Annotated in this window: 23 protein-coding genes; 2 read left to right on the forward strand and 21 right to left on the reverse strand. The window is 59.3% G+C overall.

Annotated elements, in window-relative coordinates; translation table 11 throughout:
• Window positions 1–53: 53 nt before the first annotated feature.
• From N018_RS17595 to N018_RS17665, 15 genes are all read right to left on the reverse strand, one after another.
• Window positions 54–716 (reverse strand): TetR/AcrR family transcriptional regulator, encoded by a 663-nt coding sequence (locus N018_RS17595; protein WP_025390352.1) that lies wholly within the window; start codon window positions 714–716, stop codon window positions 54–56.
• 76 nt (window positions 717–792) lie between these two features.
• Window positions 793–1,443, reverse strand: coding sequence for a LysE family translocator (locus tag N018_RS17600; protein ID WP_025390353.1), 651 nt, complete (start codon window positions 1,441–1,443; stop codon window positions 793–795).
• Window positions 1,444–1,799: 356 nt separating this feature from the next.
• Complete coding sequence (locus tag N018_RS17605) at window positions 1,800–2,585, reverse strand: TatD family hydrolase (protein WP_025390354.1); 786 nt, start codon at window positions 2,583–2,585, stop codon at window positions 1,800–1,802.
• Between the two features lie 14 nt (window positions 2,586–2,599).
• A complete protein-coding gene (locus N018_RS17610) occupies window positions 2,600–2,956 on the reverse strand; it encodes a PilZ domain-containing protein (RefSeq protein WP_024645696.1) in 357 nt (118 codons plus the stop codon).
• 31 nt (window positions 2,957–2,987) lie between these two features.
• A complete protein-coding gene (locus N018_RS17615) occupies window positions 2,988–3,974 on the reverse strand; it encodes a DNA polymerase III subunit delta' (protein WP_025390355.1) in 987 nt (328 codons plus the stop codon).
• The gene (gene tmk / locus N018_RS17620) at window positions 3,967–4,599 is read right to left on the reverse strand and encodes a dTMP kinase (RefSeq protein ID WP_024645698.1); all 633 of its coding nucleotides are present in this window, start codon (window positions 4,597–4,599) and stop codon (window positions 3,967–3,969) included. The genes N018_RS17615 and tmk overlap by 8 nt, the downstream gene beginning before the upstream one ends.
• A gap of 19 nt (window positions 4,600–4,618) precedes the next feature.
• Window positions 4,619–5,752 carry an endolytic transglycosylase MltG gene (mltG, locus tag N018_RS17625; RefSeq protein ID WP_025390356.1) on the reverse strand — a complete coding sequence of 378 codons (1,134 nt, stop codon included), beginning with the start codon at window positions 5,750–5,752 and terminating at the stop codon, window positions 4,619–4,621.
• Between the two features lie 3 nt (window positions 5,753–5,755).
• A complete protein-coding gene (gene pabC, locus N018_RS17630) occupies window positions 5,756–6,571 on the reverse strand; it encodes an aminodeoxychorismate lyase (RefSeq protein WP_025390357.1) in 816 nt (271 codons plus the stop codon).
• Window positions 6,571–7,815, reverse strand: a complete 1,245-nt coding sequence (fabF, locus tag N018_RS17635) for a beta-ketoacyl-ACP synthase II (protein WP_024645701.1) — start codon at window positions 7,813–7,815, stop codon at window positions 6,571–6,573. The genes pabC and fabF overlap by 1 nt, the downstream gene beginning before the upstream one ends.
• 114 nt (window positions 7,816–7,929) lie before the next feature.
• The gene (gene acpP / locus N018_RS17640) at window positions 7,930–8,166 is read right to left on the reverse strand and encodes an acyl carrier protein (RefSeq protein WP_002552692.1); all 237 of its coding nucleotides are present in this window, start codon (window positions 8,164–8,166) and stop codon (window positions 7,930–7,932) included.
• Between the two features lie 191 nt (window positions 8,167–8,357).
• Window positions 8,358–9,101: a 3-oxoacyl-ACP reductase FabG gene (gene fabG, locus N018_RS17645; protein ID WP_024645702.1), complete on the reverse strand. Its 744-nt coding sequence runs from the start codon at window positions 9,099–9,101 to the stop codon at window positions 8,358–8,360.
• A 15-nt stretch (window positions 9,102–9,116) separates the two neighbouring features.
• Window positions 9,117–10,055 (reverse strand): ACP S-malonyltransferase, encoded by a 939-nt coding sequence (fabD, locus tag N018_RS17650; protein ID WP_038401868.1) that lies wholly within the window; start codon window positions 10,053–10,055, stop codon window positions 9,117–9,119.
• A 116-nt stretch (window positions 10,056–10,171) separates the two neighbouring features.
• The gene (plsX, locus tag N018_RS17655; protein WP_025390359.1) at window positions 10,172–11,194 is read right to left on the reverse strand and encodes a phosphate acyltransferase PlsX; all 1,023 of its coding nucleotides are present in this window, start codon (window positions 11,192–11,194) and stop codon (window positions 10,172–10,174) included.
• 4 nt (window positions 11,195–11,198) lie between these two features.
• Window positions 11,199–11,381 carry a 50S ribosomal protein L32 gene (rpmF, locus tag N018_RS17660; protein WP_002552688.1) on the reverse strand — a complete coding sequence of 61 codons (183 nt, stop codon included), beginning with the start codon at window positions 11,379–11,381 and terminating at the stop codon, window positions 11,199–11,201.
• Between the two features lie 13 nt (window positions 11,382–11,394).
• Window positions 11,395–11,922 carry a YceD family protein gene (locus tag N018_RS17665; RefSeq protein WP_002552687.1) on the reverse strand — a complete coding sequence of 176 codons (528 nt, stop codon included), beginning with the start codon at window positions 11,920–11,922 and terminating at the stop codon, window positions 11,395–11,397.
• Between the two features lie 106 nt (window positions 11,923–12,028).
• Here N018_RS17665 and N018_RS17670 point away from each other — a divergent pair, with 106 nt between their 5' ends.
• The gene (locus N018_RS17670; RefSeq protein ID WP_025390360.1) at window positions 12,029–12,607 is read left to right on the forward strand and encodes a Maf family protein; all 579 of its coding nucleotides are present in this window, start codon (window positions 12,029–12,031) and stop codon (window positions 12,605–12,607) included.
• 62 nt (window positions 12,608–12,669) lie between these two features.
• Here N018_RS17670 and sppA read toward each other — a convergent pair whose 3' ends face one another.
• The 3 genes from sppA to rluC are packed head-to-tail and all read right to left on the reverse strand — an operon-like array spanning window position 12,670 to window position 15,300.
• Window positions 12,670–13,668, reverse strand: coding sequence for a signal peptide peptidase SppA (gene sppA / locus N018_RS17675; protein WP_025390361.1), 999 nt, complete (start codon window positions 13,666–13,668; stop codon window positions 12,670–12,672).
• 23 nt (window positions 13,669–13,691) lie between these two features.
• Window positions 13,692–14,354, reverse strand: coding sequence for an HAD-IA family hydrolase (locus N018_RS17680; protein ID WP_025390362.1), 663 nt, complete (start codon window positions 14,352–14,354; stop codon window positions 13,692–13,694).
• Window positions 14,344–15,300, reverse strand: coding sequence for a 23S rRNA pseudouridine(955/2504/2580) synthase RluC (gene rluC / locus N018_RS17685; RefSeq protein ID WP_024645709.1), 957 nt, complete (start codon window positions 15,298–15,300; stop codon window positions 14,344–14,346). The genes N018_RS17680 and rluC overlap by 11 nt, the downstream gene beginning before the upstream one ends.
• A 725-nt stretch (window positions 15,301–16,025) precedes the next feature.
• Between rluC and rne the strand changes: the two genes are divergently transcribed.
• Window positions 16,026–19,313, forward strand: a complete 3,288-nt coding sequence (gene rne / locus N018_RS17690; protein ID WP_025390363.1) for a ribonuclease E — start codon at window positions 16,026–16,028, stop codon at window positions 19,311–19,313.
• Window positions 19,314–19,419: 106 nt separating this feature from the next.
• Here rne and murB read toward each other — a convergent pair whose 3' ends face one another.
• The 3 genes from murB to N018_RS17705 are packed head-to-tail and all read right to left on the reverse strand — an operon-like array spanning window position 19,420 to window position 21,420.
• A complete protein-coding gene (gene murB / locus N018_RS17695; RefSeq protein WP_024645711.1) occupies window positions 19,420–20,439 on the reverse strand; it encodes a UDP-N-acetylmuramate dehydrogenase in 1,020 nt (339 codons plus the stop codon).
• 34 nt (window positions 20,440–20,473) lie between these two features.
• Complete coding sequence (kdsB, locus tag N018_RS17700; protein WP_025390364.1) at window positions 20,474–21,238, reverse strand: 3-deoxy-manno-octulosonate cytidylyltransferase; 765 nt, start codon at window positions 21,236–21,238, stop codon at window positions 20,474–20,476.
• Window positions 21,235–21,420 (reverse strand): Trm112 family protein, encoded by a 186-nt coding sequence (locus tag N018_RS17705; protein WP_025390365.1) that lies wholly within the window; start codon window positions 21,418–21,420, stop codon window positions 21,235–21,237. The genes kdsB and N018_RS17705 overlap by 4 nt, the downstream gene beginning before the upstream one ends.
• Window positions 21,421–21,422: the final 2 nt, after the last annotated feature.

Genomic DNA, 21,422 nt, shown 5'->3' on the forward strand with positions numbered 1-21,422 from the left:
ACGCGCGGCGGCTGCAAAAGCCTTGAAGCGATTGTTCAAGGCCAGCCTGGGGCTTACTGACTGGCGGGATCAGGCTTGGCTTCGGCCGGGATTTCGGTGTCACGCTTGCGCTTGTTGCCCATGCGCACGCCAATGTCCATGAGGAAGTTGAAGAAGCCTTCCTGATCTTCCAGCACATTGCTCCAGAACGGCGAGTGGTACAGCGCGACCGCGCCATGCACCAGTGCCCAGGCGGCGCAGTAATGGTAGTAAGGCGGTACATCTTCGAGCTTGCCTTCGGTGATGCGCCCCTTGATCAGCAACGTGAGGTGCTCGAAGTTGGAAGCGCGGATCTTGTGCAGCTCTTCGACCAGCTCGGGCACCTGATTGCCCTTGACCACCTTCTCTTCCAGCCGGTCGAACAACCGGTAGCGCTGCGGGTCACGCATACGGAACTCGAAGTAGGCACGCGAAAGCGCCTCCTTGTCCTTGTCGACATCCGAGGAATGCAGCAGCTCGTTCAGATCCCGCTCGTAGTCGAGCATCAGGCGCAGGTAGATTTCCGCCTTGGACTTGAAGTGCTTGTAGATGGTGCCTTTGCCAATGCCGACGGCGTCCGCGATCATCTCGACGGTGACGCTGTCTTCGCCCTGCTCCAGGAACAGCTTAAGCGCGGTATCGAGAATTTCCTGCTCACGGCGGCGAAATTCACGGACCTTACGAGGTTCTTTCTGCATGAGAAGGTCTGTCAGAGATCGAAATCGAAGCCGGGTATTATGCCCATTCGGCGCTAAATTGCACGGTTCATCAGAATTAGTCGACCTGCACCGGAGCGGTGGCGACAAACTCCATGTATCCGCTGATCACTACATACAGTGTGAAATAAGCAAATATCAACGCTGACGCGATATAAGACCAGCGCAATATCCGCTCGCCCATGAAGCGTCCACCCTGGTGGGCCAGCGCACAGATGGAAATCGACCAGACAACGCCTGCCACGAGAAAACCCGCCAGAAAGGTCGATGCGCTGGCCAGATCCGAGCCTTGCCGGGCAATCAGCGCACCGCCGACTGCGGCGAACCAGAGAATGGCGCTGGGCGAGGACATCGCCAGAAAGATACCGCGCAGAAACAGCTTCTGCGCCGACTCGCCTGATTGGGCATCCTGATCGGCAATGCCGGTGCTGACCGTCCTCGCACTCATCACCATCTTGAAGCAAAAATACGCCAGTACAGCCGTGCCACCCAGCCAGAGCACAAAGCGAACCGTCTCATACTGGAGCAGCACGGCCATGCCGAGCATTGCCAGAATCGCGTAGGCCAGATCACCGACGCAGGTTCCGAGCCCCAGCCATAGACCTTTGGAGAACCCGTGCTGCATGGACAGCGTGATCATGGCTATATTCGCCAGCCCGATATCAAGACACAACGACAGGCTCAACAAAAAACCGTTGGAAAACTCCACCGATAACCTCGACCCGATTCAAATAACCACCGCACGCCTCAAATGGCTATGCGTCCGGAATCCATGATGTTTTTACCATTGCGCAGCGTTGCCCTCGTTTTCATCAGCTTATCGAGGACTCAAGAAGCGTTTTAGTATTCCAAAACTGTTTAAAAAACGAACAGAAGACACTGGACGGGACGCCATCCTGGGCAATACTCAAGACGCTGGCGCCTCATTCCCCCAAATGGTGCGCCCGTAAAGGTACCAATGGATGACGTGCCTTTGTTTTACTCCTAATGGTCTTAACCCGGCTTCACCCCCCCAGAATCCGGGTTTTTTTTGCCTGTGATTTACCCGTCGCCCAGGTTTGCTGCTCAGTGCTGCAAATGGGCCAGCGGGAACAGGCGGGCAAAGTTGGCGGTGGTCTGCTCCGCGAACCGCTCGTAGGACTCGCCTCGCAGCATGGCCAGAAACTCGGCCACCTCACGCACATACTGCGGCAGATTGGGTTTGCCGCGGTAAGGAATAGGCGCCAGGTACGGCGAATCGGTCTCGACCAGCAGACGGTCGGCCGGCACCTGCCGGGCAACGTCGCGCAAGGCGTCGGCATTGCGGAAGGTCACGATGCCGGACAACGAGATGTAATAGCCCAGGTCCAGTGCCGTCTTGGCCATTTCCCAGTCTTCGGTGAAGCAATGCAGCACGCCCGCACGGGGCAAGGCTGCTTCACGCAAAAGGCTCAGGGTATCGGCGCGCGCGCCTCGGGTGTGGATGATCACCGGTTTTTCGGTGATTCTGGCGGCCTCCAGGTGCACCCGGAAAGACGCCTGCTGCAACTCGGCCGCTTCAGGCTCGTAGTGATAATCCAGACCGGTCTCGCCAATCGCCACCACACGCGGGTGATCCAGCTCCTTGAGCAACCAGTCCAGCGGCGGCATCTCACCCGGTTTGACGTCAAGCGGATGAATGCCTACCGAGCAATCGACGTCGGCGTAGCGCTCAGCGACAGCCTTGACCGCGCCCGCATTGTCGGCGCTGACGCCGATGCACAGAAAATGCCCGACACCCCTGCCCCGCGCTGCTTCGAGCGCAGCATCCAGAGAGCCGTCATGTTGAGTAAGGTCGAGACGATCAAGGTGACAGTGGGAATCTACAAGCATGGGTAAAAACACATCTACATCGTATGGGTTGGACGGTCGGACTTGAGAGCGCCGACCAGGTGAGTTTCGATCAGGTTGCGCGCAGTGTTGTCGCCATCATTGAATTGCACACCGACACCGGCAGTTCGGTTACCCTGCGCGCCCTTCGGCGTGATCCAGGTCACGCGACCTGCAACAGGGACCTTCTCGGGTTCGTCCATCAGATTGAGCAGCATGAACACCTCGTCGCCCAGCTTGTAGCTCTTGCTGGTCGGGATGAACAGCCCGCCGTTTCTAATGAATGGCATATAGGCCGCGTACAGCACGGACTTGTCCTTTATGGTAAGGGACAGGATGCCATTACGTGGACCTGTGTTCAGGGGCTCATTCATCACAACACCTCGGCGTTCAATAATGCAGAGTCTACGCCTGTCCTGGCAGCCCTGCCCACTGCACCAGCAGCGCTTCAAGCAACAAGACCCGATTGAGATTGGCCTTGGACATGACTTTCTGTCGCTGCGCGAGTATCCAGTCCTGAATCTCCAACACCTTGCCGCGCGATGACTTCTGCGCCAGGTACTGAACAACCTTGCGCATGTCATGCAGACCAAGGCCTTCTTCGTCCTGAGTCATCTGATAGCGCAAGACCAGGTGCGACCAGTCGCAGAACCAGTCAAACAGCAGCAACAGCGGAATGTCCTTCCAGCCCTCAGCCAGCTGGCTTGCGGATTGCTGTTGCTTGAGAAGCTTCTTTACGCCATCGACCACCAGCGCGCGCTGCTCGCGAACGCCCTGGGCGTGCAGCGATACGGCGGCCAGCGGCGAACCGGCGGCCAGCGTCAGCAACTCGATGCGTTCGTCCGGCGTGCAATCGGGCAAAGCGCTGCTCAACCAGTCCAGACTCATCTGCTCACCGGGCAGCGGACACGCCTGCTGCACGCAACGGCTCTTGACCGTGGGCAGCAGGCGGCTTGGCTGGTGGCTGACCAGTAACAGAACAGTATTGCCCGACGGCTCTTCGAGACTTTTCAGCAAGGCGTTGGCCGCGTTGACGTTCATGGCCTCCACCGGCTCGACGAGAACGACCTTGCGACCGCCCATCTGTGCTGTCTGCACCACGAAACTGACCAGATCACGTACCTGATCGACCTTGATCGGCTTGTCCGCCTCTTCCGGCTCCAGCACGTAATTATCCGGATGGCTACCTGCCAGCAATAACAGGCAGGACTTGCATTGCCCGCAGGCGTCCAGCCCGACAGGCTTCTTGCACAGCAGGCTGGCCATCAAGCGCTCGGCCAGCGCGCGCTTGCCGATACCCGCCGGGCCGTGCAGCAGATAGGCGTGAGCGTGTTGGGCACGACCCGCCATCTGCTGCCAGAGCGACGCCTGCCACGGGTAGGCTTCAGCCACGTTGCAGCTCCAGCAACTGAGGCAGCAATGTGTCGAGAAACGCCTGGACTTCAGCCAGGGTCTGCGAGGCATCCACCAGACGGTAGCGCGCAGGCTCGGCCTTGGCGCGGTCCAGGTACGTCGTGCGAACCGCGTCGAAGAACGCTCGCCCTTCCTGCTCGAAACGGTCCAGGCGGCCCCTCGCCGCTGCGCGCGACAGACCGATTTCAACCGGCAGATCAAAGACCAGCGTCAGATCGGGGCGCAGATCGCCCTGAACAAACTGCTCCAGCGCAGCGATGCGCTCGCGAGGCAAGCCACGGCCGCCACCCTGGTAGGCGTAAGTCGCATCGGTGAAACGGTCACACAGCACCACCTCGCCACGCGCCAGCGCCGGACGAATGACCTCAGCCAGATGCTGCGCGCGGGCCGCGAATACCAGCAGCAGTTCGGTGTCGGCGCTCATGGCTTCGTCACTGGGGACCAGCAACAGCTCGCGAATACGCTCGGCCAGTGGCGTGCCACCCGGCTCACGGGTCATCAATACCTCGACACCCTGCTCCCGCAGTCGGGTGGCCAGATAGTCGCGATTGGTGCTTTTGCCCGCGCCTTCCGGGCCTTCGAGCGTGATAAACAAGCCAGTCACAGGCAATCCTTAATGGTCATCATTGCGCATTCGGCTCGGATTGCGGGGCATCCGGTGCGTTCGCGGGTAGTGGTTCTGAGGGCGTCGAGTCAGCTTCGGGCACGGGCGTGGGTACGCCCGCAGGTGCCGGGCTGGATCGATAATCCGCACGGCGCTTGAGCTGATACTCGCGCACGGCGGCATTGTGCGCATCCAGATCGTCGGAAAATACATGACTGCCATCACCCTTGGCGACGAAATACAGGCTGCTGCCTGCCACCGGATTCAGTGCGGCATGGATCGCTTCGCGCCCCACCAAAGAGATGGGTGTCGGCGGCATACCGGCTATCACGTAGGTGTTGTAAGGCGTGGCTTCTTTAAGGTTGGCCCGGGTCAACTTGCCGTTGTAGCGCTCGCCCATGCCATAGATCACGGTCGGGTCGGTCTGCAATTGCATGCCCAGCTTCAGGCGGCGCACGAAAACGCCTGCGATCTGACCGCGCTCCTGAGGCACACCGGTTTCCTTCTCGACCAGCGATGCCATGATCAGCGCCTGATAAGGATTGGAATACGGCGCCTCGGATGACCTCGCATTCCACTCTTCATCCAGCACTTCTTCGAGACGGCTGTAGGCCTGCTTGAGCAGCTCGGCATCGGTCATGCCGCGCACGTAGCGATACGTGTCGGGGAAGAAGCGACCTTCAGGGAAGACATCGGGATGGCCGATTTTTGCCATCAGCTCGCTATCGGACAAGCCTGCCAGGGTTTGCTCAAGCTTGGCCTGTTTGGCCAGCGCCGCGCGAACCTGACGGAAATTCCAGCCTTCGACCAGCGTCAGGCTGTATTGCACGACTTCCTTGCGCTTCCAGACGTCGAACAGGCCTTTTACGTTCATGCCCGGCACCATCCGGTACTCACCACTGTGCAGCGGCTGGTTGGCCAGGTTGAAACGCCAGTAGAGGCGCAGCCAGAAAGCATCCTTGATGACGCCATCTGCCTGCAGACGATTGAGAACGCCGGTGGGTGTTGAACCCGCAGGTACGTCCAGCAGCTGTTCCTGAGCCACTTCCAGCGGCTGGTTCAAGGCCTTGTTCTGTTGCCAGAACGCAACGCCGAGCAATAAGCCCGCAACGACAATGCCGGTTTCCAGCAACAGCAATAGTTTTCGGATCACGAATCAGATACCCAGAATGGCGCGAGCGATGCCTTGCAGTTTACGGGTCAACGGACCAACCGGCCAGTTCAGCTCCGCAAAGCCGCTAACTGGCCAGACACCATAGACGCTGTTGCACAAAAACACCTCGTCCGCTGCTTCCAGATCGGAGAGATGCACGTCACGAATGTCGACCATCACACCCAGAGTGGATGCCTGATCCAGCAATTCGGCACGCATGACGCCTGCGACCCCGCACCGACTGAGGTCAGCAGTCAGCAGACGGCCTTGAGTGACCAGAAAAAGATTGCTGTAGACCCCTTCGATCACACGACCGGAAGTGTCACGCATCAGCCCTTCGGCATGGTCTGTGTCGCTCCATTCGGAACGGGCCACCACTTGCTCCAGACGGTTAAGATGCTTGAGCCCGGCAAGCAGCGGCTGCTCGGCCAGACGGGTCTGACAGGCGAACAGGCGAACGCCCTGGTCGGCATGGGAAGCAGGATAAGCGGGTGCAGGACTGCCCTGCAGGATGCGACGCGGTTGCGTATCGGGAGCGGGCGCATAACCGCGCTGGCTGTCGCCACGCGTGAGCAACAGTTTCATGACCCCGTCGCCCAGCTCCGCAGCGAAACGGATCATCTCTGTTCGAACCTGCCCAGGGTCGACATCAATCTTCAGTTGCTGACACCCACGCTCAAGGCGCTGCAAGTGCCGCTCCAGAAGCACAGGTTGCCCAGCCCTGACAGCGACGGTTTCAAACAACCCGTCACCATAGGCCAGCCCGCGATCCTTTACCGACAAGGTGTCTGCGGGGCAACCATCAACCCAACAGGGCATTACTCGGCGAACCGACGGAACACCAGCGAGCCATTGGTGCCACCGAACCCGAAGGAGTTCGACAGGACAACATCAATCGGCATCCGGCGCGCTTCGTGAGGTACGAAGTCCAGATCGCAGCCTTCACCCGGCTCATCGAGGTTGATGGTCGGCGGAGCGACCTGATCGACCATTGCCAGAACGCTGAAAATCGCTTCGACTGCGCCCGCAGCACCCAACAGGTGGCCGGTCATCGACTTGGTCGAACTGATTGCCAGCTTATACGCGTGATCGCCGAATACCGACTTGATAGCCGAGGCTTCAGCCAGATCGCCCGCCAGCGTCGAGGTGCCGTGAGCGTTGATGTACTGCACCTGCTCGGGATTGACCTTGGCGTCGCGCAGCGCGTTGACGATGCAACGCGCGGCACCGGCACCGTCATCCGGCGGCGACGTCATGTGGTAAGCATCGCCACTCATGCCAAAGCCGACCAGCTCGGCGTAGATCGTCGCGCCACGCGCCTTGGCGTGCTCAAGCTCCTCGAGCACCATTGCGCCCGCGCCATCGGACAGGACGAAGCCGTCACGGCCCTTGTCCCAGGGGCGACTGGCCCGTGCCGGGTCGTCGTTGCGGGTAGACAGCGCACGCGCTGCGCCAAAGCCGCCAAGACCGAGACCACAGGCGGCCATTTCGGCACCACCGGCAATCATCACGTCAGCCTCGTCATAAGCAATGTTGCGCGCCGCCATGCCGATGCAATGCGTCGCCGTGGTACAGGCTGTCGCGATGGCGTAGTTAGGTCCCTGTGCACCCAGGTGGATGGACAGAAAACCGGAAATCATGTTGATGATCGAGCCCGGTACAAAAAACGGAGAAATCCGTCCCGGTCCCTGCTCGTGCAGCAGACGACTGCTGTTTTCGATGTTGGTCAGACCACCGATACCCGAACCCATGGCAACGCCAATGCGCTCGCGATTTGCATCAGTGACTTCAAGGCCGGCGTTACGCACTGCCTGAAAGCTGGCCGCAAGGCCATATTGGATAAAGAGATCGAGCCGACGCGCTTCTTTCGGCGCCAGGTACTCTTCGACGTTGAATCCCTTGACCGAACCGCCGAAACGGGTGGTGAAGGCTGACAAGTCCGTGTGCTCGATAAGGCCAATGCCACTGCGGCCCGCCAGAATACCTTGCCAACTGCTGTGCACATCATTGCCCAGTGGCGAAAGCATGCCCATCCCGGTGACCACGACGCGTCTACGCGACACAGGACTCTCCTTCTCTCTTGTTTACGGAACAATCACAGCGTTTTTTAAAGAAAAAACCGCACGCCGGTTAAAGCAGTGCGGTTTTCCCGTGACAGCAGGCAGCGATTACAAATCTTAAGCCTGATGGCTGGTGACGTAATCGATTGCTGCTTGAACGGTAGTGATCTTTTCCGCTTCTTCGTCAGGGATTTCGGTCTCGAATTCCTCTTCCAGAGCCATTACCAGCTCAACGGTGTCCAAGGAGTCAGCGCCCAGGTCTTCAACGAAAGAAGCAGTGTTGACAACCTCTTCTGATTTGACGCCAAGTTGCTCGGCAACGATTTTCTTGACGCGCTCTTCGATGGTGCTCATACCTAGTTTTAACTCCTAGTGGAAATGTTCAGGCATCTGGCCAGTGGGTAAGTGTATAGAAGAGGTTTTGCGAATTTCAAGCCTAACGCTCCTCTCTTATGCCCAACCGTACCTTCGCCCATTCATAGATTGCAGCTTTATAACGGATTTTAGACAGCTCGTATGACATTTTTTTGAAACAGATAGTCACATCAGCTCATGTACATGCCGCCGTTAACAGGAATTGTCGCCCCGGTAACGTAGCCTGCGCCTTCCGAAGCAAGAAAAGCGACCACGTTCGCGATCTCTTGAGCCTGCCCCAGGCGGCCCAGGGGAATCTGGGTTATCAGGGACTCACGCTGAGCCTCTGGCAACTCACGCGTCATATCAGTATCGATGAAACCCGGCGCCACCGAATTCACGGTCACCGCACGCGAACCCACTTCTCGGGCCAGAGCCCGACTGAAACCTTCCAGCCCGGCTTTCGCGGAAGCATAGTTTACTTGACCGGCGTTGCCCATGGCACCCACAACCGAACCGATACTGATGATACGCCCCCAGCGAGCCTTGGTCATGCCCCGCAGAACACCTTTCGAAAGACGGAAAAGGCTGTTCAGATTGGTGTTGACGACGTCATACCATTCGTCATCTTTCATGCGCATCATCAGGTTATCACGGGTGATACCGGCATTATTGACCAGAATCAACGGCGCACCAACACGCTCCTGAATGGTGGAGAGCACCGAATTGACCGACTCGGCGTCACACACATCGAGCATCAGGCCAAAGCCTTCAATGCCGTTTTCCCTGAGCGTCGCGCTGATGCGCTCGGCACCGGACTCGGAAGTCGCAGTACCCACGACCACAGCACCATTGCGTCCCAGTTCCAGGGCAATGGCTTGACCAATACCACGACTGGCACCGGTTACCAGTGCAACTTTACCTTGAAGGCTCATGCAGTCTTCTCCTAATCAGGCCAGTGCCGCACGTGCGGCGGCAAAGGCATCCGGGGTATCAACGTTGTAGGTCATCACGCCTTCGGCGCAACGCTTGTTCAGACCTGCCAGCACTTTGCCAGGGCCACATTCCACCAGTTGTGTTGCACCCTGGCTTGCCAGGAACTGAATGGATTCAACCCAGCGTACCGGCTTGTACAATTGCTCCAGCAGATCGCGCTTGAGCGTCGCCAGATCACTGACTGCGCTGGCGCTGACGTTTTGCACCAACGCAATTTCCGGCGCCTGCCAGTCGATTGCTTCGATGGACTCGGCGAAACGCTCGGCAGCCGGGCGCATCAACTCGCAGTGCGAGGGCACGCTGACCGGCAACGGCAGGGCGCGCTTGGCACCACGGGCCTTGCACAGTTCCATGGCGCGTTTGACCGCTTCGGCGGAACCGGCAATGACGACCTGCCCCGGCGAGTTGAAATTGACCGCACTGACCACCTCACCCTGAGCCGCTTCGGCGCAGGCTGCGATCACATCGGCATCTTCCAGCCCTAGAATGGCAGCCATGCCACCCTGACCGGCTGGTACGGCTTCCTGCATCAACTGACCGCGACGCTCCACCAGCTTGACGGCGTCAGCCAGGCTGAGGCTTTGCGCAGCAACCAGCGCACTGTATTCACCCAGGCTGTGGCCGGCAACAAAAGCAGGAATTGCCCCGCCCTCGGCCAGCCATACGTGCCACAGGGCCACCGAGGCGGTCAGAATTGCAGGCTGGGTCTTGTCGGTCTGATTGAGCAGCTCGGCCGGCCCGTCCTGGGTCAACGCCCAGAGATCGTAGCCGAGCGCCTCGGACGCTTGCTCGAACGTATCGAGGATCAACGGATGCTGCTTGCCTTGCTCGGCAAGCATGCCAAGCGATTGCGAGCCTTGACCCGGAAAGACGAATGCGAGGGATGCAGACATTTGACAAGCCTCTGAATTATTGTCGCCAAAATGGGCGTCCGGACTGGCCGAACGCGGGTATTCAAACATGCATGACTGATCGTTTGGATGACTGACCAGTCAAGCGCGTCACATATTCAACCTCGGCCGTCACTAAACATCGCTTCGAGCTGGCTATTCAGGCGTTGCGGCAGGTTTTCAGAGGCCTCGGTCATAGCCCGATAAATCGCACTCTGAAACCCGGAAACACTGGCAGAACCGTGGCTTTTCACGACAACGCCCTGCAACCCCAAAAGACTCGCGCCATTGTGTCGTGCGGGAGCCAGATCAGTCTGAAGCCGCTTCAGCAATGGCAAGGCCAGTACCCCTATCGCCCTGCTGAGCAGATTACGATTGAACAGCGAGTCGATTCTGGCGGCGATCATGGTCGCCAGCCCCTCGCTCGACTTGAGCAGTACATTACCGACAAATCCGTCACACACCACCACATCGGCCTCGCCCCGGTACACACCGTCACCTTCAACGTAACCGACGTAGTTCAGCTCCGCTGCCGCTTGCAGCAGGTTCGCCGCGAGCTTGACCTGCTGGTTGCCCTTGATGTCTTCCGTACCGACATTGAGCAAAGCAACCCTGGGCTTTGCAACCCCGAGAATCTGCGCAAGAACCGACCCCATCACGGCAAATTGATAGAGTGCCTCGGCACTGCAATCGACATTTGCCCCCAGATCCAGCAACTGACAATGGCCTGTACGGGTCGGAATGGCCGCGATCATCGCCGGTCGATCAATACCCGGCAAGGTCTTGAGCACATGCCGGGAGAGCGCCATCAACGCACCGGTATTGCCCGCACTGACACACGCCCCGGCCTCACCGTTTGCTACAAGCTCAAGGGCGACACGCATTGACGATTCGGGTTTGCCACGCAGCGCCTGAGACGGACGCTCGTCCATGCCTATGACTTCGCTGGCATTGACAACACGCAGACGCGAGCGATCCACACCACGATGGCTGGCAATCAGTTCTTCAATCAAGGGGGCCTGGCCGACGAGGGCCAAATGAAGCGAGGGAGTAGCAATCAGGCACGCAAGACTAGCCTGAACAATGTTGCGGGGACCGAAGTCCCCGCCCATTGCGTCGATCGCGATGATCGGAGCGGACAAGAAATTACTCGTCAGCGCCCTTGTCGATCACTTTACGACCACGGTATACGCCTTCTGGCGATACGTGGTGACGCAGGTGAATTTCACCAGTGGTCTTTTCTACCGACAGAGTGCTTGCCTCAAGAGCATCGTGCGAACGACGCATGTCACGGGCAGAGCGGGATTTTTTGTTCTGCTGAACAGCCATAATTGATTAACTCCTAAACGTTTGGGTCACGCTTTAACTGCGCCAATACACTGAACGGGTTGGACCGCGTTACCTCGTCCACGCTCGGTTCGGGCTCATCGAGACCCGCCGGTTGCTGGCATTCTTCAGGATGATGAGCAGGCACAATGGGCAAGGCGAGCAATAGCTCCTCCTCGATCAATGCCAGCAGATCCAAAGGATCTTCGCCCAGTTCCAGCACGTCATAACCTTTCGGTAACGACTGGGTATTCGCACCCTCCTTCACCACGGCATAACTGCACTCGCTGTGGATCGGCAGGGTGACCAACTCAAGACAACGCTGGCAAACCATCTTGACCGGGACGTCTATCGAACTGTGGATAACCACAGAACGGCGTTCGTCACGTTCAAAAACGAATTTCGCCTGCACCGTACCGACAGTGTCGGCAAGCGGGTCGCAGAGTCTTTTCAAATCGCCCAGCAGCACTTCACCCTGAAGGGTAGTGCCGCGATCAGACAATTTGCGCGGGTCAACGTGAGATGGAATCGGGTCATTCAACATAGGCGCAGCATTCTAGGGATGCCCCCTTGGCATGTCAAAGGAAATTCAGGCCTGTTCGTCACTCTGGCCACTGATTAGAATCGCTGCTCTGCCAACGGAGAACCGCATGCCATCCCTGCTCCTTGCCTCCAGCTCCCCATACCGCCGCGAACTGCTTGCACGTCTGCGCCTTCCGTTCACCTGCAAGTCCCCGGATATCGACGAAAGCCACCGCCCTGGCGAAGCCGCACGCGACCTCGTGTTACGCCTTGCCAGACAGAAAGCCGAGGCCTTGGCAGGCGAGTATCCGCAGCACCTGATCATCGGCTCCGATCAGGTCGCCGTCCTCGGTGACCGGATACTGGGCAAACCTCATACATTCGAGCGCGCCCGGGAGCAGCTTGGCGCTGCGAGTGGCGCCAGCGTGACCTTTCTGACCGGACTGGCACTGCTCAACAGCTCCACAGGCGAATGCCAGACCGACTGCGTACCCTTTACCGTGCACATGCGCGAACTGGACCCAGCCAGCATCGAGCGCTACCTGCGCGCTGAAGAGCCCTACGACTGCGCTGGCAGCTTCAAGGCCGAGGGATTGGGCGTCAGCCTGTTTCGCAGCACAGAAGGCAGTGATGCGACCAGCCTGATCGGGCTGCCACTGATTCGTCTGGTGGACATGCTTATAAAGGAAGGGATCAGCATTCCCTGACCCGAGCGCGCAATAAAAAGCCCTGACCGGCAGCGATCAGGGCTTGCGGCACGACAGCGGTATCAGCGCAGCGTGGGACCATTGAAGCCCACCAGCATGGCGATCCTCTCGGCAATACTGGTGCCCAGTTTTTTCGAGAAACGATCAAAGGGTGACTCTTCGACGGTGTATTCGACGATGTTCTTTTCCTTGATCACATCCCGCGCCACATAACTTGCACTGCCCAGACCATCAACCAGACCCAGCCCGACCGCTTGCTCACCCGTCCAGATCAGTCCGGAGAACAACTCGGGGTGATCCTTGTCCTTCAGACGATCGCCACGGCCCTGCTTGACGCTGGCAATGAACTGGCGATGAGTCGTGTCCAGCACGCTCTGCCAAAACTGCGTCTCGTCGGCTTTTTGCGGCTGGAACGGATCAAGAAATGCCTTGTGCTCGCCCGACGTATAAGTGCGACGATCCACGCCCAGCTTGTCCATCGTGCCGACAAAGCCGAAACCGGCTGCAGTCACACCGATGGAACCCACCAGACTCGCCTTGTCGGCATAGATCTGATCGGCTGCACTGGCGATGTAGTAAGCACCCGAAGCCCCCAGATCAGTGATCACCGCATAAACCTTGATATCCGGCTTCTCGGCACGCAGACGACGGATCTCGTCGTACACATACCCAGACTGCACAGGGCTGCCACCCGGACTGTTGATGCGCAGGATCACACCCTTGGTCTTTTCATCCTCGAAAGCCTCACGCAACGCGGTGACAATATTATCGGCACTGGCCGATTCCTTGTCGGCGATTACGCCCTGCACGTCGATCAGCGCAGTGTGACTGGAGTGGCGCGACGTACCGCCTTCGAAATCCAGCATCGGCAGGACCACTGCCACAAACAGAAATACAAATGTCAGCAGCTTGAAAAAGATCCCCCAGCGACGCGCTCGCCGCTGCTCCTGCACGCTGGCGAGCAGCGTTTTCTCAAGAAGCTTCCAGCTTTTAGCCTCTTCCCTGCTATTGATAGCCTCTTCCGCATTTTGCGAACCGGGCGCTTTCCATTCGTCAGACATGTTTCTTTTACCCTCACCAAAAACTAGACGCTGCGCCGGTTCAACCAGGTGCGCAGCTCGGAAAAATGCTCGATAGCCAGACGCGGCTCAAACTGACGCAATGACTCCAGCGGCTGAGCGCCATAGCCCACCGCCACATAATCCATGCCGGCATTGCGTGCCATCAACAGATCGAACGATGCATCACCGATCATCAGCGAACGCTCGGGCGCGACGCCGCAGTGCGCCATGATCTCGTTGAGCATCAACGGATCCGGCTTGCTGGCTGTCTCGTCGGCAGCCCGCGTGATGTCGAAATAGTCAGCCCAGCCATTGGCTTTCAGCACCCGATCAAGCCCGCGACGTGCCTTGCCGGTGGCCACTGCCAGATGATAGCCGTCCTCGCGGAACGCCTGCATCGACTCAACGACGCCTTCAAACAAAGGAGATGGCACGTTATCCATTGCCATGTAGGCGCCAGCGTAGTGCTGCCGGAACTCGACCAGAAGGCTGTCACTGACCTGCGGGTACAGGGTCCGGATCGCCTCGGGCAGGCCCAGACCGATAATGTCCTTGATTGCGGAGTCGTCACGCACCTCAAGGCCGCTCTCGATGGCCGCCGTGCGCATGGACTGGATAATTCGTCCGACCGAGTCGGCCAGCGTGCCGTCCCAGTCGAAAATCAGCAGATCATAATCACGTTGCACTCAGACGCTCCACGGTCTTCGCCCACATCTCATCGACGGGCGCCTGTACATTCAGCTTGCTGCCATCAGGCATCGGTACGGTCAGCATGTAGGCATGCAGAAACAGACGCTTGCCGCCCAGATCGCGAATCTCGCGACTGAAATTCTCGTCCCCGTATTTGGTGTCGCCCGCAATGGCATGACCGGCGTGCAGCGTATGCACCCTGATCTGGTGCGTGCGTCCGGTGACAGGTTTGGCCTCGACCATGGTCGCGAAGTCGCCGAAACGGCGCAGCACCTTGAAGAGGGTCAGCGCCTCCTTGCCCTCTTCATTGACCTCGACCATGCGCTCGCCAGAGCGCAGATTGCTCTTGAGCAACGGCGCGCGCACCTGCTTTTGTGCAGTAGCCCAGTTGCCGCGTACCAGTGCCATATAACGCTTGTCGACACCGTCGCCACGCAGGGCCTCGTGCAAATGACGCAACATGCTGCGTTTCTTGGCAATCATCAGCAAACCGGACGTGTCCCGGTCGAGGCGATGCACCAGTTCAAGCTCCTTGGTATCCGGGCGCAACTGGCGAAACGCCTCGATCACACCGAAGCTCAGGCCACTGCCGCCATGCACGGCAATGCCCGCCGGCTTATTCAGCACGATCAGCGCCTTGTCTTCGTAGACAATCGCAGCCTCAAGGCGCTGCAAGAGGGCCTGCGCGACCGGCACCGGCTCATCACGCTCGGGCACGCGCACAGGGGGAATGCGCACGATATCGCCTGCCTGCAACTTATACTCGGGCTTGGTCCGCCCCTTGTTCACACGCACTTCGCCTTTGCGCACAATGCGGTAAATCAAGGTCTTGGGCACACCCTTGAGATAAGTGATCAGAAAGTTATCGATGCGTTGACCGGCAAGTTCCGGCGCAACCTCAACCAGCTGGACGCCGGGGGTTGGAGGGGCAATATTCGTCATGCCGCAAATCATAACAATTTTTTATGGATTTGAAGCACTTAATGATTGCTGATATAGTCGCGAACGCCGCCATAAGCGGCCGGACAGCGGATCAACGGTTGACAACCGGCCCTGACCAACGCAATTCACGAGGACGCGAGGCCGTCCTACTGGGCGTTCGGTGACAACGGAGCACGATGAAAGCGTAACAGGCGCAGGTGACATGAGGCCGGATACACGCCCGACAGCAGAGCAGACAGCTCGCCGTCGGTGCGGACAGTTCATGGCCAGTTCACAAAGTGCAGTCGCTTCCAGACGCAACGAGCGAACGCTTCGGGAACAACGCCTCAAGCCATGATGCGCAGTCTTCCCTTTCGAAGATTGCGGTAAATGCCAACCCGCTGCGGATTCTGCGCGCGGCAGCACCCGAATTATCAGGGATACGTGTAGGGTGGAGACGCACAACCATCGGACTGTGTAGCACAAGGCTTGTTCTAGACGCTTCATCTCGTCCGCTACCGATGGTCGATTCCTCCTCCTGACAAAGCTTTTGCTGAAAGGGTGTCTTATGCCACCACAGCAAGCAGGAAACGTCGTCGCGACCCTCCGCCCCCTCTGGGCGAGGATCTCGCTAGACACTGGAGTGTTCAACCACTCCTGACGTGCCCTGACACCGACCGTGAGAAGTCGTGTGTGCCGAACGCCGTTTCCGGCAGCCCGGAAACCGACGGTACTACATGAAAAGAATGCTGATTAACGCAACTCAACCCGAAGAGTTGCGTGTTGCACTGGTAGACGGCCAGCGCCTCTACGACCTGGACATCGAGTCAGGTGCACGCGAGCAGAAGAAGGCCAACATCTATAAAGGCCGAATCACTCGTATCGAACCCAGCCTTGAGGCTGCCTTTGTCGATTTCGGCTCTGAGCGCCACGGTTTTCTGCCCCTCAAGGAAATCTCCCGCGAGTACTTCAAGAAAGCCCCTGAAGGCCGCGTCAACATCAAGGACGTCCTGAGCGAAGGCCAGGAAGTCATCGTTCAGGTCGAGAAAGAAGAACGTGGCAACAAGGGCGCAGCCCTGACCACCTTCATCAGCCTTGCAGGTCGCTATCTGGTCCTGATGCCGAACAACCCGCGTGCCGGTGGCATTTCGCGTCGAATCGAAGGTGAAGAGCGCAACGAACTGCGCGAAGCACTGAACGGTCTGATCGCCCCTGCCGACATGGGTCTGATCGTTCGTACCGCCGGTCTTGGCCGCAGCAGCGAAGAAATGCAGTGGGACCTCGACTACCTGCTGCAACTGTGGACCGCCATCAAGGAAGCGTCCCTGGATCGCTCCGCTCCTTTCCTGATTTACCAGGAAAGCAACGTTATCATCCGCGCCATCCGCGACTACCTGCGCCAGGACATCGGTGAAGTCCTCATCGACAGCATCGAAGCCCAGGAAGAAGCCCTGACCTTCATCCGCCAGGTGATGCCGCAGTACGCCAGCAAGATCAAACTGTACGAAGACAGCGTTCCGCTGTTCAATCGATTCCAGATCGAAAGCCAGATCGAAACCGCCTTCCAGCGCGTTGTCGAACTGCCTTCCGGTGGCTCCATCGTCATCGATCCGACCGAAGCACTGGTGTCCATCGACATCAACTCGGCGCGCGCCACCAAAGGCAGCGACATCGAAGAAACCGCCCTGCAGACCAACCTTGAAGCGGCTGAGGAAATCGCCCGTCAACTGCGTCTGCGTGACATCGGCGGCCTGATCGTCATCGACTTCATCGACATGACGCCTGCCAAGAACCAGCGCGCCGTGGAAGAGAAAGTCCGCGAAAGCCTGGAAGCCGACCGCGCCCGCGTTCAGGTCGGTCGCATTTCGCGCTTCGGCCTGCTGGAAATGTCCCGTCAGCGCCTGCGTCCATCGCTGGGCGAGAGCAGCGGCATCGTCTGCCCGCGCTGCAATGGCACCGGTATCATCCGCGATGTCGAATCGCTGTCGCTGGCGATCCTGCGCCTGATCGAAGAAGAAGCCCTGAAAGACCGCACTGCCGAAGTGCGCGCTCAGGTGCCGATCCCGGTTGCTGCGTTCCTGCTCAACGAAAAGCGCAATTCGATCACCAAGATCGAACTGCGCACTCGCGCCCGCATCATCATTCTGCCGAACGATCATCTGGAAACGCCGCACTTCGAAGTGCAGCGTCTGCGTGATGACAGCCCGGAAGCGCACAACAACCAGACCAGCTACGAAATCGCCGCTGCGGCTGCCGAAGTGGAAGAAATTGCTCCGCTGGCTGCTGCAACCCGCACCCTGGTTCGTCAGGAAGCAGCCGTCAAGACCGCCCCCGCGCGTGCCAATGCGCCGGTTCCGGTTGAAGCCGCAGAGCCTGTTCCGACCCCAGCACCTGTGGTTCCTGAGCCAAGCCTGTTCAAAGGCCTGGTGAAGTCCCTGGTCAGCCTGTTCGCGACCAAGGAAGAACCTGTTGCTCCGGTAGTGGTTGAAAAACCTGCCGCCGAGCAGCGTCCGGCACGCAACGAAGAACGCCGCAACGGTCGCCAACAGAGCCGTGGCCGCAACAATCGTCGTGACGAAGAGCGCAAGCCTCGTGAAGAGCGTGCTCCACGCGAAGAACGTGCCGAGCGTGCGCCGCGTGAAGAACGTGCACCCCGCGAAGAACGCGCCGTACGTGAACCGCGTGAAGCCCGTGAAGAGTCGGCACCACGCGAAGAGCGTCCGGCACGCACCTCCCGTGAGCGCAAGCCGCGTGAAGCTCGTGAAGACCGTCCGGTCCGTGAACTGCGTGAGCCACTGGATGCCGCACCTGCGGTGAGCCTTGCCCGTGAAGAACGTCCAGAGCGCGCTCCGCGTGAAGAACGCCAGCCACGTGCCCCTCGCGAAGAACGTCAACCACGTGCCGAACAGGCCGCGGCTGCCGTGGGCGAAGAAGAGGAAGTGCTGCTCAACGAAGAGCAGACTCAGGACGACAACCAGGAAATCAACGATGGCAACGACGGTAACGACGGCGATCGCCCTCGTCGCCGCTCCCGTGGCCAGCGTCGTCGCAGCAACCGCCGTGAGCGTCAACGTGATGCCAACGGCAATGTGATCGAAGGCTCCGAAGAAAGCGGTAATAATGAAGAAGAAGCCAGCGCCGATCTGTCCGCTGGCCTGGGCTTCACAGCCGCCGCCTCTGCCGCCAGCAGCGTGATCAGCGCACCAGCCGAAGCCGATGCGCATCAGCAGGCCGAACGCGCCAACAGCACTTCATCCGCTCCGGACGCGGAGCCTGCACAACAGGCCCCGGCTGCCGAAGCAGCAGCGACCGAAGCGCCTGTAGCTGAAGAAGCAGTCACTGAAGCACCGGCCGCGCAAGCGCCAGTTGCTGCACAGCCGACCGTTGAAGCGCCTGCCGTTGAAGCCCCGGTAGCAGACGATGCTCCAGTAGCACAGCCTGCTCCAGAGTTAGAAGTTCAGCCGGCAGCGGTGGAAGCACCTGCCATCGCTGCGCAGTCCGAGCTGTTCGAAGCACCGCACGCAGAACGCGTCGTGCCGTTCAAACCAACGCCAGAGCCTACGCCAGAAGCGCCGGTCGAAGCTGCGGTCCATGAAGAAGTGCCTGCCACCGAATCGTCTGAACTGCCAACGCCTGTGCCTGCTCCTGCGGCCGAACCAGTAGCTGTCGAGCCTGCAGCGGTGAAAGAGGAGCCTGCTCCTTACGTCGCGCCTCAAGCCGCCGCTGAAGAACAGACCCCTGCTCCGCAAGAGCAAGAGCCAGTAGCAGCAGAAGCACCCGCCGCGCCAGCGGTCAGCAGCACCGGCCGCGCTCCGAACGATCCACGTGAAGTTCGTCGCCGCAAGCGTGAAGAAGAAGCACGTCGTCAGCAGGAATCCTCTGCTGCCAGCGCTCCAGTCGCCGAAGCAGCACCGGTTGCCGCTGAAGCAGAATCGGCCCAGCCTTCACCGGCCTCCGAGCACAAGACTGAAGACTCCGTGATTCAGTTGCAGCATGAAGCCGAGAAAGAGACCGAGCATAAACCCCTCATCTAACCCCGGCCCATGAAAAAGCCCCGCCTGTGCAAACAGGCGGGGCTTTTTCATATCTGACGTTTACCTCTTGCGGGAACGAAAGACATGCGGGCACATGCCTTGGTCCTTAGTACAGGTTCGGTTCCATCTCCAGCTCGACGCCGAAACGTTCGGCGATGTCGGCCTGGATGCGGCGCGCCAGGCTCAGTAGTTGCGAGCCAGTCGCCTGGCCATAGTTGACCAGCACCAGCGATTGAAGCGCGTGCACGCCTGCGTCGCCCTCTCGAAAGCCTTTCCAGCCAGCCTGTTCAATCAGCCAGCCTGCCGCCAGCTTCACCCGGCCATCGGCCTGCGGATAGCCAACTACACCGGGGTGTGCATGCTGGATCGTGGCGTACAGGTCGGCAGAAATCACCGGGTTCTTGAAGAAACTGCCCGCATTGCCCAGCACCGCAGGGTCAGGCAGTTTTTCGCTGCGGATTGCACAGATTGCGCGGCTGACATCGAACGGGGTCGGTTTATCGATACCCAGCTCGTTCAGACGCTGCCGAACCGGACCGTACTCAAGGTGCAATCTGGCTTCACGGGTCAGCCTGAAGCGCACACGCAGGATCAGCCAGCGCGCGACCTGTTGCTTGAACACACTGTCGCGATAGCCAAACGCACAGTCTTCCAGGGAAAACTCACGCAACTCGCCCGTCTCGCGATCAAGTGCCGTCAGGCTGTGGAAGACATCCTTGATTTCTACGCCGTAGGCGCCGATGTTTTGCATGGGCGCTGCACCGACAGTGCCAGGGATCAGGCTGAGGTTTTCCAGCCCCGCCAACCCCAGTTCCAGACAGGACTGTACAAACGGATGCCAGGGCTCACCGGCCTCAGCCTCAACGATTGACTCAAGGCAGTCTTCCCGCACGATACGCAGGCCGCGACTTGCGATGCGCAACACCAGAGCCTGCACATCACCGCTCAACAACAGATTGCTGCCGCCGCCAATAACCAGCAGTGGCACATCATGATCGGCGGAGTACGCCAGCGCTTCGCGAACGTCTTGATCGCTGTGCGCTTCGGCAAATAGCTGTGCCTGAACATCGACACCGAAGGTGTTGAACGGTTTAAGGGAAACCGCAGAGCGGATCTGCAAGGTCATGGCCCCACCTGCCCGCTCGTCCGAACACGTCGCATCAAACCTCCAGCAGGCGTCTTACGCGCTCAAGGTCTTCAGGTGTGTCGACGCCGCCGGGTGGCGCTTCCAGTGCATCGGCAACATGTATACGCACACCGTTCCACAGCGCACGCAGTTGTTCGAGGCTTTCAGTGTTTTCCAGCCAGCAAGGCCCCCAGCCAACAAAGTCATGCAGGAAACCCGCGCGGTAGGCGTAGATCCCGATATGACGGCGGTAAGGCACACCAGCAGGCAACTCGTCGCGGCTCTTGGCCAGCGCGTCACGCGCCCACGGCAATGGCGCACGACTGAACGTCAGGGCCAGACCGTTGATGTCCGTCGAGACCTTGACGATATTCGGATTGAACAGCATCGCTACATCATCGATAGGCTCGGCGAGCGTCGACATGCCAGCCTCGGGATGTGCAGCCAGATTGGACGCCACCTGATCAATGACTGCCGGCGGAATCATCGGCTCGTCGCCCTGAACATTGACCACGATGGCGTCAGCCGCCAGCCCCAGTTGCTCCGCAACTTCGGCCAGACGATCAGTGCCGGAATTATGATCATCACGGGTCAGCAGCACTTCGGCACCAAACGCCTGGCACGCCTCGACAATGCGCGCATCGTCGGTGGCGATCACCACGCGTTCGGCATTGCTCTTGCGCGCCTGCTCCCAGACAAGCTGAACCATGGGCTTGCCTGCGATGACTTTCAGCGGCTTGCCAGGAAAGCGGCTGGAGCCGTAACGCGCAGGGATGACAACAGTGAAGGCTGCTGTCATTTTTCCAGCCGCTCGTCGGTGGTCAGGGTGCGTGCTTCGGTTTCCAGCATGACCGGAATGCCGTCGCGAACCGGGTATGCAAGGCCTGCGCTTTTACTGATCAGCTCGGTCTTGTCGGCGCTGAGCTTCAATGGTCCCTTGCAGACGGGGCAAGCGAGGATGTCGAGTAGTTTGGTGTCCATAG

The organism is Pseudomonas syringae CC1557, assembly GCF_000452705.1.
In the GTDB taxonomy this organism is placed as follows: Bacteria; Pseudomonadota; Gammaproteobacteria; order Pseudomonadales; family Pseudomonadaceae; genus Aquipseudomonas; species Aquipseudomonas syringae_F.